The organism is Frankia umida, assembly GCF_023242945.1.
GTDB classification, from domain to species: Bacteria; Actinomycetota; Actinomycetes; order Frankiales; family Frankiaceae; genus Frankia; species Frankia umida.
Genome location: NZ_JALKFT010000009.1, coordinates 1 through 16,434 on the forward strand (window position 1 = coordinate 1; position 16,434 = coordinate 16,434).

The window sequence follows — 16,434 nt, forward strand, 5'->3', positions numbered from 1 at the left end:
AAGAGCCCGGTGACGCGAGAGTGTCACGCCGGGATCTGCGGGAGCCCGGGGGTGCGATTCCCCCGGGCCACCCGACCGAGCTTCTTCGCGAGCGAGCAGAGGTGAAGTTCGAGTTCATCTCGAACCATGCTCAGGAGAAGCCGGCTTCCGCCGACGGTGTGGGCACGTTCCCCGTCGATTACATGTGCCGGAAACTCGATGTCTCCCGGCAGGGCTACTACGCGTGGAAGAAACGCGGCCCGTCGCAGCGTGAGAAGGACGACGTCACCCTGTCCACCATGATCCGGGCGATCTTCGATCGGCACGAGGGACGGTACGGCGTGCGACGGATCTTCCACGAGCTCCACCGCCAGGGCGTCGCCGTCGCCTACAAGCGTGTCCAGCGGCTGATGGCGACGACGGGCCTGGTCAGCGTGCATCCGCGGCCACGGCGGCCGGTGACGACGACGCAGGCAGCCGAGCCCTCCTCGCTGCCTGATCTTGTCGGCCGGGACTTCACGGCGTCCGAGCCGAACCTCCTGTGGTTCGGCGACATCACCTACATCCGCACCTGGGACGGCTGGGTGTACATGGCGTCCGTCCTCGACGCGTTCTCCCGGAAAGTCGTCGGCTGGGCCGTCGCCGACCATATGCGCACCGACCTCGTTCTCGACGCGCTCCGGATGGCCGTCGCCCGCCGGCAACCACCAGACGGGGTGATATTCCACGCAGACCGGGGAAGCCAGTACACCAGCCACGAATTCGCTGCCTTCTGCCACAAAAACAAGATCCGAAACTCGGTTGGTCGCACCGGGATCTGCTTCGACAACGCCGCCGCGGAATCCTTCTGGGCAACCCTCAAGAAAGAGTTCATCCACCTTCACCCGTTCGACACCATCGACCGCGTCCGGGCGGGAGTCTTCCAATACGTCGAAGTCTACTACAACCGGCAGCGAATACATTCATCAATCGGCTACCTCACTCCAGTCGAGTTCGAGGAGAAATTTGACAGAGGAAGCCTTCTCGTGGCATAGTCCGTACTGTCCACAAAAGCGGGAACCCTCCATCTCGTACCGGCGGCCGACGACCTCGACGCTTGCTTCCAACTGCTCCAAGGAGGCGTTATCGACGTTGGAGGCGGCGAACAGCTGCATCCGCCGGGTGATCTCGTCCAGTTCCTCGTCGAGCGTTCCGGGCCTGTTCCCGGTGCGGGTGGCACTGCGGATGACCGAACCCGACCAAGTCGACCTTGCCCTTGGCTCCTACGCCCGTGACTGCGGCGCCCGTGCATACGAGATCACCCGCACTGCGCACACCTCCGCCGGTTCTGGATGCCGCTACGACAGGCGGCCGGACTCGACAGCATGGCCTTCCACGGGCTACGGCGCACCTGCGTCACCCTGCTTCTCGACCTCGGCGTTCCGCCGCACATCGTCCGCGACATCGCCGGACACTCGGGCGATCGAGGTCACGATGACGATCTACGTCCATGCGTCCATGGGGGAGAAGCGCCGCGCCCTCGGCAAACTCGACGGCCACCTGACCAACCCGCGGCCCTGAGCACGCCCGACCCGTCGCTACAAGCGTTGCTACACGTGAGGGGTTTCGGGGAGCTCGGCTCCCCGGCAGACATGACGGAGGGATCGAAAGGCGCAGCATGTGGGCATGATCCCTACGTGCGCCCGGCAGGGATCGAACCTGCGACCTGGTGCTTAGAAGGCACTCGCTCTATCCACTGAGCTACGGGCGCGCTGATGCGTGGGCCCACCGGGCGGGCCGAACTCAGGGTAGCAAGTTCAGGGCCTGTGCTGGACACGTGGTGGACACGCCTGCGTCCGGAGCGTCGAAGAGACGGCCTGTGGTCGCGGTTGTGGTGCTTCGTCGTGCCTGGCGGCGTTGGTGCCGAGCCCGGCGGCCGTCACCTGATCGGGTGACGGCCGCCGGGGCTACTCGGCGATCAGCCGGTGGTACCGCTGGTACCTAGGCGTTGCTTGGGTCAGGCGGCGAGGTGGGCCAGGTCGGTGAACTCCTGGTCGGTGAGGGTGATGCCGGCGGCGGCGATGTTCTCCTCCACGTGGGCCACCGACGAGGTGCCGGGAATGGGCAGGACCACCGGCGAGCGGCGCAGCAGCCAGGCGAGGGCCAGCTGGGCGGGGGAGGCGGTGTGCGTCCTGGCGGCGGTGTCGAGGACACCGCCGGGCTGGGCCAGCCGGCCGGTGGCCATCGGGTCCCAGGGGATGAAGGCGATGTTCTCCTTCTCGGCGTAGTCGAGCAGCTCCTCGGCGGTGCGGTAGGCCAGGTTGTAGCGGTTCTGCACGCTGACGATCGGCACGATGGAACGGGCGTGGGCCAGCTCGGTCACGTTGACCTCGGACAGGCCGATGTGGCGGATCTTGCCCTCGTCCTGGAGAGCTTTCAGTTCGCCGAGGGAGTCCTCGACGGGGGTGTCGGGGTCGATCCGGTGCAGCTGGTAGAGGTCGATGCGCTCGAGTCGCAGGCGGCGCAGCGACATCTCCACCTGCTGGCGCAGGTAGGCGGGGCGGCCGACGGGGGCCCACTGGTTCGGGCCGCCGCGGGTCAGCCCGCCCTTGGTGGCGATGATCAGGTCGGCCGGGTATGGGTACAGCGCCTCGGCGATCAGGTCCTCGCTGACCTCCGGACCGTACGAGTCGGCGGTGTCGATGAAGGTCACGCCAAGATCTACAGCTCGGCGCAGGACGGCCAGGGCCTGCGCCGGGTCGGCGGGTGGCCCCCAGATCCCAGCGCCGGTGATCCGCATCGCGCCGAACCCGAGCCGGTTGACCGGCAGGTCGTCGCCGAGTCGGAACGAGCCGCTCGCGGCGGCATCCGTGCTGGTGGGGGTCGTGGTCGTCGACATCAGTGTCCTCCGGTACGACGGTGTGGCGGCGTGGCGGTGTGGCGATGCGCGGGACGGCACGAGTGCTGCCGGGGCCCGCGGCGACGGTTCGCCCCACGGACGGCACCGCCTGCCGTGGACGGCGTGGCCCGGATCGCCCGGGTCTACGGCCAGTGGCGGGTGCGGCGTCCGTGAGGGCAACAGCCCCACAGCGACAACCGGGGTGTCCCGGACGGTGTTCCCGTCCGCGAACGGTGTTGCCCGCCCCGGGCCGCTCCTACCGGGCCCGATGTGGGGATGCGCCGGCTGTGGACGGCGTCGCGTCGTCCACAGCCACACCGGATGGGCTTTGCCGGGCCGCGGTGGTGTCGCAGGCTGGGACGCACCCCGAACACCGGTCGTGGGGCACCCTCCCTGAACCTGAGGAGCACCATGCTTGACACCACCATCACTGTCGTCGGCAACCTCGTCGACGCGCCGGAGCTGCGGGTGACGGCGGGCGGCGCGTCCGTCTGCAGCTTTCGGCTGGCGTCCACGCCGCGGCGGTTCGACCGGGCGGAGAACCGCTGGGTCGACGGCGCCACGTTGTTCGTGCGGGTCTCCTGCTGGCGCCAGCTCGCCGACAACGTCGCCTCCAGCCTGACCAAGGGGGACCGGGCCCTGGTCTTCGGGCATCTGCGCCAGCGGTCGTTCGAGACGAGCGAGGGCGAGCGGCGGGTCTCCTTCGAGATCGACGCCGAGGCTGTCGGGGCCGAGCTGACCTGGCATGGCGCCCGCTCGCAGCGACTGGCCCGGGGCAGCACGCCCGCGCCCGCGCCGGCACCCACCGCGCAGCCCGACGACCAGGCCGCCGGCCAGCCCGACGACCAGGCCGAGGAGTTCACCGATGATGCCGTGGCGGCGGGTGACGACGGGCTGGCGGAATTCGCCGACCTGCCGGAGCTGCCCCTGCCCGCCGAGATGTCGAGCCGCCACGACGGGCGCGACAGCGCGGATCGTCACGCGGATGCGCTGGTCGGCTAGCCCGCGCGGGTCCGGTCCGTGGCCAGTGCGGCGCGGGCCGGACCTGCCGCCCGGTGGGCCGCGACTGCTCGGTAGCGTGCCGGGGGTGACAACCGGGCACGATGACGACGCGTCCGTGCCCCGGCGCAGCGCGGTCGGCTGGTACGTGGTGGCGCTCGCCGTGTGCGCGGGCCTCGGCGCGGTCGTGCTGCGGCACACCGTGTTCCCGCTGCTGTCGGTGAACAACGACGAGGGCATCTACCTGTTGCACGCCCGCACCCTCGCCGCCGGGCGGCTGTTCCCCGCCGCGCCCGACCCGGCGCAGTCCTACCTGCCGTGGCTGGGCACGGTGGTCGACGGCCACTACGTCCTGAAGTACACGCCGTTCGTCCCGGCGATCTACGCGGTGGGTCTGCTGCTGACCGGCAGCATCGACCTGGCGCTGGCCGTCATCGCCGCGGCCGCGGTGGTCGTCACCTACCTGCTCGGCGTGGAGCTGGGCGGGAGCCGCCGCGTCGCGGCGTTGTCCGCGACCCTGCTCGCGTTCTCCCCGCTGACCGTGATCCAGAGCGCCATGGTGCTCAGCTATCTGCCGGCGCTCATCCTGACGCAGGCCGCGGTCCTCGGGGTGCTGCGCGGGCGGCGTCGCCTGCGGGCCTGGCCGGTCGCGCTGGGGGGCGCCGCCCTGGGAGTGGCCGCCGCGGTGCGGCCCTACGACGTGGTGCTGCTGCTGGGTCCGCTGGCGGTGTGGCTGGCGGTCACCAGCGTGGGCCGGCGCTGGTGGCTGCTGCGCTGGCTGCTGTGCGGGCTGGCCGTGCCCGCCGTGGTGGTGCTGGTGACGAACCTGGCGGCGACCGGCAACCCGCTGCGGTTGCCGTTCGCCCTGCTCGAACCGGACGACCGGCTCGGCTTCGGTGGGCGCCGGCTCTACCCCGCGGACGGGCTGCACCAGTTCGGGCTGCCCGACGGGCTGCGCTCGGTCGGGGACCATCTGTGGCTGATGGGCGGCTGGGCCTGCGGCGGGGTGGTGCTGGCCGCCGCGGCGATCGGCGCCGCCGTGCGGCGACGGCTGCCCGCCCCGGCGGCGATGCTCGGGGTCGGCGCCGTGGTGTTCCTGATCGGATATGTGGGGTTCTGGGGGGCGTGGAACGCGGCCGAGCTGTGGGGTGGGATTCGCTATGTCGGGCCGTTCTACCTGGTCCCGGTGCTCATCCCGCTGGTCCATCTGGGTGCGCGGGGCGCTGCCGCGGGGGCGGCGGCGTTGCTGGCCCGCGGGCGGCGAGTGGGCCTCGCGGTGCTCGTGCCGGTGGTGACCGCCGTGGCGGTACTGACCGGCTTCGTGTTCTCCGGGGCGGTGCGCGACAACCTCGTGCTCACCGACCACGACAAGGACCTGCGCGCCATGGTGGCCGGGCTGCCGGGGCGGCCGCTGGTGTTCGTCGCGGCCAGCCCCGCCTTCCTGGGGCATCCCTCGCCGGTGACCGCCAACGGGCCGGACCTCGACGGCCGGCAGCTGTACGCCATCGCCCGCGGTGTGGACGACCTGACCGTCGCGGCGGACCATCCCGACCGGCCGGCCTACCTGCTGCGGCTGGCCACCGCGTACAACCGGTCGCCGAGTTCGCCGTCGGCGGCCCGGCTCGAACGGCTGGCTGTCCGGGCCGGCGGGCAGGTCGAGGTGACGGTGGCCGTCGGCGCCCGGTCGGTGTCGGGACCGGTGCGATCGGCTCGGCTGGTGGTCACCGCCGGCAGCCATCGCCTGACGGTCCCGGTCGATCCGCGGGCGGCCAGCGCGTTCACCCTCACCGTCGACGCGGACGGCCTCGACCCGGCGGACCTCACCCCGTCCGGTGGCGGCGACACCGCAGAACCGGACTCACCCACCGTGACGGCCAGCGCCGTGCGCGGTGGCCGCGGCACGTCGATCACCGTCGCTCTGCTGGCCACGGACACCCACGGGCGGGACCGCACGGTGGACCGCCAGATCCTCCCCGTCCGGCTCGCCACCCCCGCCGCCCCCGGCACTCCCAGCGCCCCCGGTGCGGTGACCCGCGCGGGGTCGGCGGCGGTCACGGTGCTCGGGTCGCTTGGGCGCGTCGACGAGGTCGGGGCCGGTGCTCGTCCACCGCTGAGCCTCACCCTCGCCTCGGCGCCTGGCCAGGGACGGTCCGGCAGCCGGTGAGCCGCGCCCAGCAAGTGGCAGCCGGTGCGTGGCAGCCGGTGCGTGGCAACGGGTGCGCGGCAAACGGTGCGCGGCAACCGACGCCGGCGGTGATGGTGGTGCTGATGGTGCTGGTGGGTCGTCCGGGTCAGTCGATCCGCTGGATGGTGGGTGGGGCGTAGCTGTCGTCGAGTACCGCGGGGCCGGGGCCGTCGACGCGCAGGGTCGGCCGGAAGTCGCCGGGGGCGGTGGGCAGCCAGTTCGCCAGTTCGTCGTCGTCCGACGGTGGTTCGCACTGCAGGAACAGGCGGACCGAGCCGTCCGGTCGGGTGCGTAAGCCCTTGGTGCGGCTGCCCAGCCAGTAGCGGGACAGCGGATTGTCGACCAGGTAGTAGTCGGGATAGTCGTGCATGGTGAGCGACCAGCTCGCCCCGTCCGGCGGCGGCGCGAGGTCGAGGGTGTAGCGGTGCGCGCCGGTCAGACGTCGACCGTCCGCGTCGAACAGGCAGCTCGCGCGCAGACTGCGGTACCCGTGGGTCGGGCCGACCGGCTGGCGGGCGAGGATCGCCCGGGCCAGGCGTCCGTGCTGGCGGTCCGCGATCCGCCAGGCCGGGTCGTCGCGGGTACCGGGACCGAAGAAGTCGATGTTGAAGTCCAGCGCGTGTGGGGTGCTCGACCAGCCACCGCGCAGCGCCCGGCCGGCGTGCACCAGGCGTTCCAGGCCGTCGCGGCCCGCCCGCAGGCCGCCGCGCAGCGACCAGGCCAGCGACGGATCCGGGTCGACGTAGGGCGACGGATCGTCGAACAGGCCCAGCGGGGCGAACCGGCGGGCGTACTCGACCTCGGCCGACGCCGGCGGGAACGCCGCCAGCCACATCCGCAGCTCCTCCCAGAACCGCAGGTCTTCGCAGATCGTCGAGGTGAACGGGGGCGGGCCGGGGGCCGCCGGCCCGTGCGGGTTGAGCGGGAACAGCCGCAGCGCGTCCTGCCGATGGTGGACGAGGTCGGCGTCCTGCGGGCTGTCCAGGGCGATCCGCGCGGTCACGATGAGCAGCCGGGTGGGGGCCTCGATCGGGACGAAGCCGACGGGCAGCCGCCGGGTCCACCCGGGCGGCACCAGGATGTAGGACGAGGGCACCGGGGACTCGGCGCCGGTGATGCCGGCCGACCCCACGTAGGCGAACACGTTGCGCCACAGGTCGGTGAACACGACCAGCAGCGGCGGCTCCGGGTCGGTCGGCACCTTCAGGATCACCGGGCCGACCGCGAGGTCGACCAGGGCGATCGACGACAGCAGGTCCGCCTCCAGGCTGACGAACGACGAGCGCGGCCCGGGCAGCTCCCACTGGTGGTCGAAGTAGTTGAAGCCGGTGTTCCCGCGGCTCCCGAGCCCACCGCCGGCGTACCGCTCCAGCAGTCGCACGCTGCTCACCAGCGGGTAGCCGAAGACGTAGGCCTCGGCCGCCAGTCCGAAGCGGTGATCGTTCGCACGCATGCCGGGCATCGCAGGCCATCCGATTCCGTCGGGTGTTCGCCGTCATACGTTGCGTGCCCGCAACCGGGTGAGTGCTACCCACCCACGGCGGGCCGATCACCGGCGTCGGGCCCCGCATCGTCATGCCCTAGGGTTGGAGACATGGCGCAGTACGTCTTCCAGATGCGCAAAGCGCGCAAGGCCCACGGCGACAAGGTCATCCTCGACGATGTGACCCTGTCGTTCCTACCCGGAGCCAAGATCGGGGTGGTAGGTCCCAACGGGGCCGGGAAGTCGTCCCTGCTGAAGATCATGGCTGGGATCGACCAGCCCAGCAACGGCGACGCGACCCTCAGCCCGGGCTACACCGTCGGCATGCTCGCCCAGGAACCATCCCTGGACGAGACCAAGGATGTCCGCGGCAACGTCGAGGACGGCGTCCAGGAGATCCGTCGGGTGCTCGCCCGCTACGAGGAGATCAACGAGAAGATGTCCGCGCCCGACGCGGACTTCGACGCGTTGCTCGCCGAGCAGGCCGAGCTGATCGACAGGATCGAGGCGGCGAACGCCTGGGAGCTCGACAGTCAGCTCGACCAGGCGATGGACGCGCTGCGGCTGCCCCCGGGCGATGCCGACGTGTCGCTGCTGTCCGGTGGTGAGCGGCGCCGGGTGGCGCTGTGCAAGCTGCTGCTGGAGGCCCCCGACCTGCTGCTGCTCGACGAGCCCACCAACCATCTCGACGCCGAGAGCGTCGCCTGGCTCGAGCAGCACCTCGCCCGTTACGCCGGCGCCGTGCTCGCCGTCACCCACGACCGGTACTTCCTCGACAACGTCGCCGGGTGGATCCTCGAGCTCGACCGCGGTCGCGCCCTGCCCTACGAGGGCAACTACACGACCTACCTGGAGAACAAGGCCGGCCGGTTGAAGGTGGAGGGCCAGAAGGACGCCAAGCGGCGCCGGGTCCTCGCCCAGGAGCTGGAATGGGTCCGTTCCAACCCGAAGGCCCGCCAGACCAAGAGCAAGTCCCGCCTGGCCCGTTACGAGGAGCTCGCCGCCGAGGCCGACCGGGCCCGGCCGCGCGACTTCGACGACATCCAGATCCCACCCGGCCCCCGCCTGGGCAACCAGGTCATCGAGGCCCGCGGCCTCGCCAAGGGCTTCGACGACCGGCCGCTCATCGAAGGGCTGTCGTTCACGATGCCCCGCGGTGGCATCGTCGGCGTCATCGGCCCGAACGGGGTCGGCAAGACCACCCTGTTCACGATGCTGACCGGGCAGGCCACACCGGACGCGGGTGAGCTCGTCATCGGCGACACCGTCGACATCGCCTACGTCGACCAGTCCCGCTCGGGCCTGGACCCGAAGAAGAACGTCTGGCAGATCGTCTCCGACGGGCTGGATCACATCATCGTCGGCAAGACCGAACTGCCCAGCCGGGCGTGGGTGTCGTCGTTCGGTTTCAAGGGCCCCGACCAGCAGAAGCCCGTCGGGGTGCTCTCCGGCGGTGAGCGCAACCGGCTCAACCTCGCGCTCACCCTCAAGCGCGGCGGCAACGTCCTGCTGCTCGACGAACCCACCAACGACCTGGACGTCGAGACGCTGCGCTCCCTCGAGGACGCGCTGCTGGAGTTCGCCGGCTGCGCGGTGGTGATCTCCCACGATCGGTGGTTCCTGGACCGGGTCTCCACCCACATCCTGGCCTGGGAGGGCACGGACGAGGACCCGGGGCGCTGGTTCTGGTTCGAGGGCAACTTCGCCGACTACGAGGCCAACAAGATCGACCGCCTCGGCCAGGAGGCCGCCCGCCCGCACCGGGTGACCCACCGCAGGCTCACCCGCGACTGAGCCCACCCCGACTGGGCCCACACGGGACTGGGCCCACACGCGACTGGGTCCACACGCGACTGGGTCCACACGCGCCCATGGTGGCCGGCCAGGAACAGGCGGGCCACCATGGGCGCCACGGCGTTACGGGCGGGTCAGTCCGGTCGGTTCTGCAGGGACTTCGCGGCGGTGCGCAGGTACTCCCACAGGGTGGCGAACTGGTCGGGCGGCAGGTTCAGCGAATCGACCGCCCGGCGCATCACGACCAGCCACGCCTCACGTTCGGCGTGGCCGATGGCGTACGGGACGTGACGCAACCGCAGTCGCGGATGGCCGCGCAGCGCCTGGTAGTCGCTGGGACCGCCCCAGTACTGGATGAGGAACAGCCGTAGCCGTTCCTCGGCGCCCTCGAGATCGTCCTGCGGGTAGAGCGGGCGCAGCACCGGGTCACTGGCCACGCCCTCGTAGAACCGCGCGACCAGCGTGCGGAAGGTGGGCTCCCCGCCGACCGCGTCAAAGAAGGTCGTGGTGGGCTGGGCCGGGGTGGAAGGCTGGCTCACTGGTCCATTGTGCGCCAGCCATCGGCCGCCCCGGCCACGCGTGGGCCCTCAGGGGGCGGGCGGCGCCACCCAGACGGTCGTGTCCGCCGGCAGATCGAGGGTCGCACCGTCATAACCCACAGGTCCGCTCGCCAGCGCCAGCCGTCCGGAGATCGCCAGCCGCACCGGCCCGTCCGTGGCCATCACACACGTCATACCGGACGGCCCCACCGAGGTGGCCGTCCCGGCGGTGTGTCCGGACGCAGACGCGGAACCGGGTTCGGCGCCCGAAACCGGCGGGAGCCGGTCAAAGGCCAGGCAGCCGGCCGGAACATCGTCACGCCAGCGCAGCTCGTCGCCCCGCAGATGCGGCAGTGAGCGACGCAGCGTGAGCGCGCCGCGCACCAGCAGCCAGGTCGACATCGGATCGGCGGCCTGGGCCAGCACGGTGCGCGCCGCCCAGTCCGCCGGCTGCGGCAGCCACGGCCGGACGCCGTCCGCGCTGAAGCCGTACGGCGGCGCGTCCCCCGACCAGGGCATCGGTACCCGGGCGCCGTCCCGGCCCGCCGAGGTACCCCCGGAACGGGTCCACACCGGGTCGCGCCGGTCGGCCGGGGCCACCTCGACCTGCGGCAGGGCCAGCTCGTCACCCTGGTAGAGCACGGCGACCCCGGGCAGCGCCAGCATGGTCAGCAGGGCCGCCCGGGCCCGGCGCTCACCGACCGCCCCGCCGCCGTAGCGGCCCACCGGACGGACCACGTCATGGTTGGCCAGCACCCAGGTGGCCGCGGCCCCGACCGCGCCGAGGGCGTCCCGTTCGGCGTCGATCGCCGCCCGCCACGCCGACGACGTGAACGGCGCGCCCAGCAACGAGAACGAGAACGTCAGATGCAGCTCGTCGGGGCGGACATAGCGGGCCAGTCGGACCGGATCGCTCACCCAGGTCTCACCGATGAGGACCCGGGCCCGACCATCACGAGCGGTGTAACCCTCGGTGAGGGTCCGCCAGGACCGGTAGATCTCGTGGACGCCGTCCTGGTCCCACACGTGCGGCTCGGCCTCGTCCCGGAAACCGCTGTCCGGTTCGAGGTCCACGCCGGGCGGGTTGTCCCGCAGTTCGGCGTCCTTGACCAGGCCGTGGCTGACGTCGATGCGGAACCCGTCGACCCCCCGGTCGAGCCAGAACCGCAGGGTCGCCTCGTGGTCGGCGCGCACCGCCGGATGCGACCAGTTCCAGTCCGGCTGCGCGGCGTCGAACAGGTGCAGGTACCACTGGCCGTCGGGGACACGGGTCCAGGCTGGGCCGCCGAAGACCGACCGCCAGTTGTTCGGCGGGGCCGCCCCGTCCGGTCCGCGCCCGTCCCGGAAGACGTACAGCGCGCGCCGCGGGTCACCCGGCGGTGCGGCGAGCGCCTCGACGAACGCCGGATGCGCGGCGCTGGAATGGTTCGGGACGAGATCGACGAGTACCCGCAGCCCCGCCGCCGCGGCCTCGGCCAGCAGCGCGTCCAGGTCGGCGAGCCGCCCGAACAGCGGGTCGACGTCGCGATGGTCGGCCACGTCGTAGCCGTGGTCGGCCATCGGGGACCGGTAGAACGGGGTGATCCACAGCGCGTCCACGCCGAGTTCGACCAGCACCGGCAGGTGGCGGCGCAGACCCGGCAGGTCACCGACCCCGTCGCCGTCGGAGTCGGCGAAGCTGCGCACGTACACCTGGTAGAGCACGGCCCGGCGCCACCAGTCGGCGCCCCCCGGAGCCGGAGAACCGGGGCGATCGGCATCGTCTGGATCAATCATGGAATCATCTGTGCTGCCATGACGTGTACTCATCCGCTCCATCCTGGTAGCGAACGGGGCCCCGCTGTCGGGTCCGACCGACCTGCTCGCGCTGCGCGATGTCAGGGTACGGAACTACACTTCCGCAGGTGGACCAGGTGACTGGCCGTTACGGCTCAGTCCCGGGAGTCGGGAACCGTCAGAAGCGAGTGGATACGGCTTCGACGTCCGACCAGGCTCCCGGGCATCGGTCAGACGCGTCCGACTCCGCTGTACCAGGCGACGAGACGGGCGCGGTCGGCGCGAGTGGCGCGGCGGCTGACGCCGGTCCGGGGGCGGCAGCGGCCGCGTCCGGTCGGCGGGCGGTCGATCGGCTGGTCGGCGTGCTGCGCCGCACCGCCCGCGGCGTCCGCTCGGCGGGCGCGGCCCCTGCCCGTGGCCCGGCCGGGGGTGGGCCGGGCGGGAGTGGGCAGGCCGGGAGTGGGCCGGGCAGGCGTGGGCCAGTGGGCCACCTGCCGGGTCTGGGCCAGTCCGGGGGAGTTCCCGGCAGCTTCCTGGCCGACGCGGGTCTGCTGCTCGCCGAGTCGCTGGACCCGGACCGGGTCGCCCGCCTGCTCGCCGACCTCGTCCTGCCCCACCTGGGTGCCGTCAGCCTGGTGTGGCTGCGCGAGGAGGACACCCCGCAGCTCGCGGCCTCGAGCTCGCTTGACCCGCGGGTCGACCAGCTGCTGCGCGCCATGATCTCCGCTCGCCCCCCGCTGCTCGCCGACGACTACCCGCCGGGGCTGGTGCTGCGCTCCGGGCAGACCTACAGCCTGCCGCGCCTGGCGGACATGCGCGCCCTGCGCACGGCCGCCACCGAATCGGGCTACCAGCGGTTCCGTCAGCTACGTGACGGGCCGACGGCGCATGTCCCGCTGTCCGCCGGCGGGGAGATCTTCGGTGTGCTCTCGGTCGGGCGGCCCACGGGCGACTACCGCAACAACGAGATCCTGCTGTTGGAGGGACTGGCCCGGCGCGGCTCGATCGCACTGCACAACGCGATGCGGTTCCGGGAGGCCCAGGAGTCGGCGCTGACCCTGCAGCGTTCGCTGCTGCCGGCGAACCCCCCGGCGCTCGACGGCGTCGAGATCGCCATGGAGTACCGCCCCGGAACGGCCGGCACCGAGGTCGGTGGCGACTTCTATGACATCATCCCGCTCTCCGGCGGCCGGTTCGGCGTCGCGATCGGCGACGTCATGGGCCGCGGGTTGCAGGCGGCGGCGGTGATGGGTCAGCTGCGGGCGGCGCTGCGCGCCTACGCGCTCGAGGAGTGGCCGCCGGCGGACGTGCTCTACCGCCTCGACCGGGTGGTCGGGATGCTGCCCGGCCTGCAGATGGCGACCTGCATGTACGCCGTCTACGACCGGCACACCGGACGGGCCGTCATCGCCAACGCCGGCCACCTGGCACCCCTGGTCGTGCTGCCCGACGAGGACCCCGACTATCTGGTGCTCGAACCGGGCCTGCCGCTCGGGGTCGGTGAGGGCGAGGCCGCCGGCTTCAGCGAGACCAGGGTGACCCTGCCGCCCGGATCCGCATTGGTGATGTTCACCGACGGTCTGGTCGAGTCGCGTCGCCGCCCGCTCTCCGACGGGCTGCAGAACCTGCGTCGCGGGCTGATCGAACAGCGCGCCAAGGCCGCCGCGGCCCGGGAGGCCCAGGCCGAACTCGACGCCGCGGCCGCGATCGCGGCTGGTTTCAGTGAGATGGCCGACGCGGCCCCCGGCGTCTGGACGGACCGTCGGGCCCCCGGCCCGTCCCAGGGCCCCCCGCCCGGTGTGGCAGACCGGCGCAGCGGCCAGGACCGGCGCGGAACGCTGCCGCTGCCCGCCCGCGGCGTCGAACGGCGCCGGCGTCGACCCCGCGGCGGTTCGTTCGCCGCGCGCAGCTGGTTCGGCCCGGACGTCATCGCCGGCACCGGTGAGGGCCCCGCCCAGGAGACCGCCCGTTCGCTGCTGGAACGCTGCCTGCTCGCCGCCGACCTGCCCAGCCGTACCGATGACGACACGGCGCTGATCGTGCTGACCACGCTCACGGTGAACCCGCCGCTGCTGGAGCTTTCCCTGCCCGCGGTGGCCGCTTCCTCCGGGCAGGCCCGCACGGCGATCCGCGCCGTCCTGCTCGACTACGGCATCGCCGCGGTCGAGGATGTGACGTTGCTGGTCAGCGAGGTGGTGACGAACGCGGTCCTGCACGCGCGCAGCGACCTGGTGCTGCGGGCGTTCCTGGAGCCCGGTCGGCTGCGGGTCAGCGTCGAGGACCGCGAGGGCGCCCATCTGCCACGGCCGGGGGCGGCGGCGGCCAACCGGCCCGACCCCGAGTCCGGCTGGGGGCTGCTGCTCGTCGAGGCCCTGTCGATGGCCTGGGGTGTGGAGACCACGGTCAACGGCAAGCGGGTCTGGTTCGACACCGAACTTCCCGAGGCCGACCCCGCGGCCCCGCCGAGACCGGTCTTCGGCGAACTGTCCCCCGGCGGCACCTCAGACGGTGGACCCCCGGTGCAGGGCCAGGGCCGCTCCTGAGTGTTCGTCGTCCGCGGCGGCCAGGTGCTCGGCCGCGCGGACGATGTTGCGTGCCATGCCACCGAACACGATGGCGTGGAAGGGGCTGACCGCCCACCAGTAGAGCTGCCCGTTGAGCCCGTGCGGACGGAACACCGCCCGCTGGCGGTACAGCGCGGTGCCGGGGGTGTCGCCGGGCAGGGCCCGCAGTTCCAGCCAGGCCTCACCGGGCAGCTTCATCTCGGCGCGCAGGCGCAGCAGCCGTCCGGGTTCGATCTCCTCGACCCGCCAGAAGTCCAGGGCCTCGCCGACGTGGACCGACGCCGGATCACGTCGGCCACGCCGCGGGCCGACCCCACCGACCAGGGTGTCCAGCCAGCCGCGGGCCGACCAGGCCAGCGGCCACGAGTACCAGCCGTTCTCCCCGCCGATGCCCTCGATGACCGCCCACAGCCGGGCCGGGTCGGCCGCGACGTCACTGTCGCGTTCGTCGACGAACAGCGCCCCGCCGCTCCACTGCGGATCGGTGGGCGCGGGTTCGCCGGGGGGCGAGGTGGCGCTGTGGCCGCCGGACCTCGCCGGCCAGACCGCGGTCGACCAGCGGGTCTCCACACCGCGCTCGCGGACCCGGCTCAGGGCGTGGGCGGCGGCGGCGTCGAAGCCCATCAGACCGTCCGGCGGGTCGGGGATGATCGTGCGCACCGCCCCGCCGTCGCGCACCACCACCTCGGTGCGCAGCGAGCGCACCAGCGGCCGGGCGATGGCCTTGGGCACCGGGGTGATCACCCCGACCCACAGCGAGGACAGGCCGGGGGACAGCATCGGCACGCCGAGGATGATCCGCCGGCGCAGCCCCTCGACCGCGGCGAAGCGCTGCATCATCTCGGCGTAGGTCAACACGTCCGGTCCGCCGATGTCGAACGAGCCGTGGGCGTCGGCGGGCGCCTCGAGCGCGCCGATCAGATAGTGCAGGACATCCCGGACGGCGATGGGCTGGATGCGTGTGCGCACCCAGCGCGGGGTGAGCATGATCGGCAGACGCTCGGTGAGGTGACGCAGCATCTCGAACGAGGCGCTGCCACTACCGATGATCACCGCTGCCCGCAGGACGAGGGTGGGCACACCCGAGTCGAGCAGAATGCGGGCCACCTCGTGCCGCGAACTCAGATGCGCGGACAGGGCCTGCCCGCCCCCACCGGCGTCCTGGGCCGGCCCGAGGCCGCCGAGGTAGATGATGCGCCGCACACCGGCGTCGCGGCAGGCGGTGGCGAAGGCGGTCGCGGCCTGCCGGTCGACGGTGGAGAAGTCGCCGCCGCCGTCGATCGAGTGGATCAGGTAGTAGGCGACGTCCACCCCGCGCAGGGCCGCACCCAACGTGTCGGGTTCGCGGGCGTCGGCCCGGACGATCTCGGCCTGGCCGGCCCAGGCGATATCCCGCAACCGGGCCGGGTCGCGGGTCATGGCCCGCACGGTGTGGCCGCGCTCAAGCAGACGGGGGGCCAGCCGGCCGCCAATGTACCCGGTAGCACCGGTCACCAGAATGAGCACTCCGGCTACCTGCCCCGCCCCGGCAGTGGGAATCCCGGGGCGGCGCGGCCGGTGGCCTCACGCGGAGGCGGCCTCGGTCACATCCGCGCTCAGATAGGCCGACCAGCGCGGATCCATCCGACGGGAGCCCAGAATGCGCCAAGCGGCTCCGCTCGGCGCTCGAGGTGCCGTGCGAAGCCGCCAGCCCAGATCGGCGACAGCCCGGTCGGCTTTGACATGGTTGCAGCGACCGCAGGCCGCCACGACGTTCTCCCATACGTGCTGACCCCCGCGGGAACGGGGAATCACATGATCCAAGGAGGTGGCCGGCGCGTTGCAGTAAACGCACCGGTGGTGGTCACGGGCCAGCACGCCCTTGCGGGTGAGTGGAACCTGGGAACGGTAGGGCACCCGCACGAACCGGGCCAACCGCACCACGATGGGAACGTCGATCGACGTCGCCGCGGACCGAAGTACCTGGCCGGCGGACTCGACCATGACCGCCTTGTCCGTCAGGACCAGAACGAGCGCGCGCCGTTGCGACACCACGCACAGAGGCTCATACGTGGCGTTGAGAACCAGCGCCTCTGCCACGCGCCGAACCTCCTGCCCACCGAGGGCCCTTTACGGGCCGATCTGCACAGCGTCTCCGGTGACAATGGACAGTCAACCGCCTTCGGCGGCAGAACGCGAGCCTGTTTGCATGGTCATCGCAATTCACACCGTGTCGCTGCACATATCTGGTGGCGTTT

General features: G+C 72.1%; 11 protein-coding genes, 1 tRNA gene and 1 pseudogene. 6 read left to right on the forward strand and 7 right to left on the reverse strand.

The window, feature by feature from the left end; genetic code table 11:
* Both MXD59_RS11065 and MXD59_RS11070 read left to right on the forward strand, forming a co-directional pair.
* On the forward strand, positions 1–1,013 hold a 1,013-nt coding region (locus MXD59_RS11065), incomplete at its 5' end, for an IS3 family transposase (protein WP_248824605.1).
* Between the two features lie 279 nt (positions 1,014–1,292).
* Positions 1,293–1,539 (forward strand): annotated as a pseudogene (locus tag MXD59_RS11070) (tyrosine-type recombinase/integrase); the annotation flags it as partial.
* Between the two features lie 117 nt (positions 1,540–1,656).
* Here MXD59_RS11070 and MXD59_RS11075 read toward each other — a convergent pair.
* A tRNA-Arg gene (locus MXD59_RS11075) sits at positions 1,657–1,729 on the reverse strand.
* Positions 1,730–1,975: 246 nt separating this feature from the next.
* Positions 1,976–2,857: an aldo/keto reductase gene (locus MXD59_RS11080; RefSeq protein ID WP_248810789.1), complete on the reverse strand. Its 882-nt coding sequence runs from the start codon at positions 2,855–2,857 to the stop codon at positions 1,976–1,978.
* 411 nt (positions 2,858–3,268) lie between these two features.
* Between MXD59_RS11080 and MXD59_RS11085 the strand changes: the two genes are divergently transcribed.
* Positions 3,269–3,859: a single-stranded DNA-binding protein gene (locus MXD59_RS11085; protein ID WP_248824606.1), complete on the forward strand. Its 591-nt coding sequence runs from the start codon at positions 3,269–3,271 to the stop codon at positions 3,857–3,859.
* Positions 3,860–3,944: 85 nt separating this feature from the next.
* Positions 3,945–6,020: a DUF7846 domain-containing protein gene (locus tag MXD59_RS11090; RefSeq protein WP_248824607.1), complete on the forward strand. Its 2,076-nt coding sequence runs from the start codon at positions 3,945–3,947 to the stop codon at positions 6,018–6,020.
* A 127-nt stretch (positions 6,021–6,147) separates the two neighbouring features.
* Here MXD59_RS11090 and MXD59_RS11095 read toward each other — a convergent pair whose 3' ends face one another.
* Positions 6,148–7,494: a DUF1214 domain-containing protein gene (locus MXD59_RS11095; RefSeq protein ID WP_248824608.1), complete on the reverse strand. Its 1,347-nt coding sequence runs from the start codon at positions 7,492–7,494 to the stop codon at positions 6,148–6,150.
* A 141-nt stretch (positions 7,495–7,635) separates the two neighbouring features.
* Between MXD59_RS11095 and ettA the strand changes: the two genes are divergently transcribed.
* Positions 7,636–9,318: an energy-dependent translational throttle protein EttA gene (ettA, locus tag MXD59_RS11100; protein ID WP_248810781.1), complete on the forward strand. Its 1,683-nt coding sequence runs from the start codon at positions 7,636–7,638 to the stop codon at positions 9,316–9,318.
* Between the two features lie 134 nt (positions 9,319–9,452).
* Here ettA and MXD59_RS11105 read toward each other — a convergent pair whose 3' ends face one another.
* A complete protein-coding gene (locus MXD59_RS11105; RefSeq protein WP_251079226.1) occupies positions 9,453–9,875 on the reverse strand; it encodes a globin in 423 nt (140 codons plus the stop codon).
* Positions 9,876–9,905: 30 nt separating this feature from the next.
* Positions 9,906–11,633: a glycoside hydrolase family 13 protein gene (locus MXD59_RS11110; RefSeq protein ID WP_248824609.1), complete on the reverse strand. Its 1,728-nt coding sequence runs from the start codon at positions 11,631–11,633 to the stop codon at positions 9,906–9,908.
* A 188-nt stretch (positions 11,634–11,821) separates the two neighbouring features.
* Between MXD59_RS11110 and MXD59_RS11115 the strand changes: the two genes are divergently transcribed.
* Positions 11,822–14,176: an ATP-binding SpoIIE family protein phosphatase gene (locus MXD59_RS11115; RefSeq protein ID WP_248824610.1), complete on the forward strand. Its 2,355-nt coding sequence runs from the start codon at positions 11,822–11,824 to the stop codon at positions 14,174–14,176.
* Here MXD59_RS11115 and MXD59_RS11120 read toward each other — a convergent pair.
* Both MXD59_RS11120 and MXD59_RS11125 read right to left on the reverse strand, forming a co-directional pair.
* Positions 14,135–15,703 carry an SDR family oxidoreductase gene (locus tag MXD59_RS11120; RefSeq protein ID WP_248824611.1) on the reverse strand — a complete coding sequence of 523 codons (1,569 nt, stop codon included), beginning with the start codon at positions 15,701–15,703 and terminating at the stop codon, positions 14,135–14,137. The two genes, MXD59_RS11115 and MXD59_RS11120, sit on opposite strands and share 42 nt — an antisense overlap.
* 57 nt (positions 15,704–15,760) lie before the next feature.
* The gene (locus MXD59_RS11125) at positions 15,761–16,276 is read right to left on the reverse strand and encodes an HNH endonuclease (protein WP_163549320.1); all 516 of its coding nucleotides are present in this window, start codon (positions 16,274–16,276) and stop codon (positions 15,761–15,763) included.
* Positions 16,277–16,434: the final 158 nt, after the last annotated feature.

Excerpts from the sequence above, each read along its gene's own strand:
- MXD59_RS11095 (WP_248824608.1), bottom strand. The coding sequence starts at position 7,494 with ATGCGTGCGAACGATCACCGCTTCGGACTGGCGGCCGAGGCCTACGTC.
- MXD59_RS11110 (WP_248824609.1), bottom strand. The coding sequence starts at position 11,633 with ATGATTGATCCAGACGATGCCGATCGCCCCGGTTCTCCGGCTCCGGGG.
- ettA (WP_248810781.1), top strand. The coding sequence starts at position 7,636 with ATGGCGCAGTACGTCTTCCAGATGCGCAAAGCGCGCAAGGCCCACGGC.
- MXD59_RS11080 (WP_248810789.1), bottom strand. The coding sequence starts at position 2,857 with ATGTCGACGACCACGACCCCCACCAGCACGGATGCCGCCGCGAGCGGC.
- MXD59_RS11085 (WP_248824606.1), top strand. The coding sequence starts at position 3,269 with ATGCTTGACACCACCATCACTGTCGTCGGCAACCTCGTCGACGCGCCG.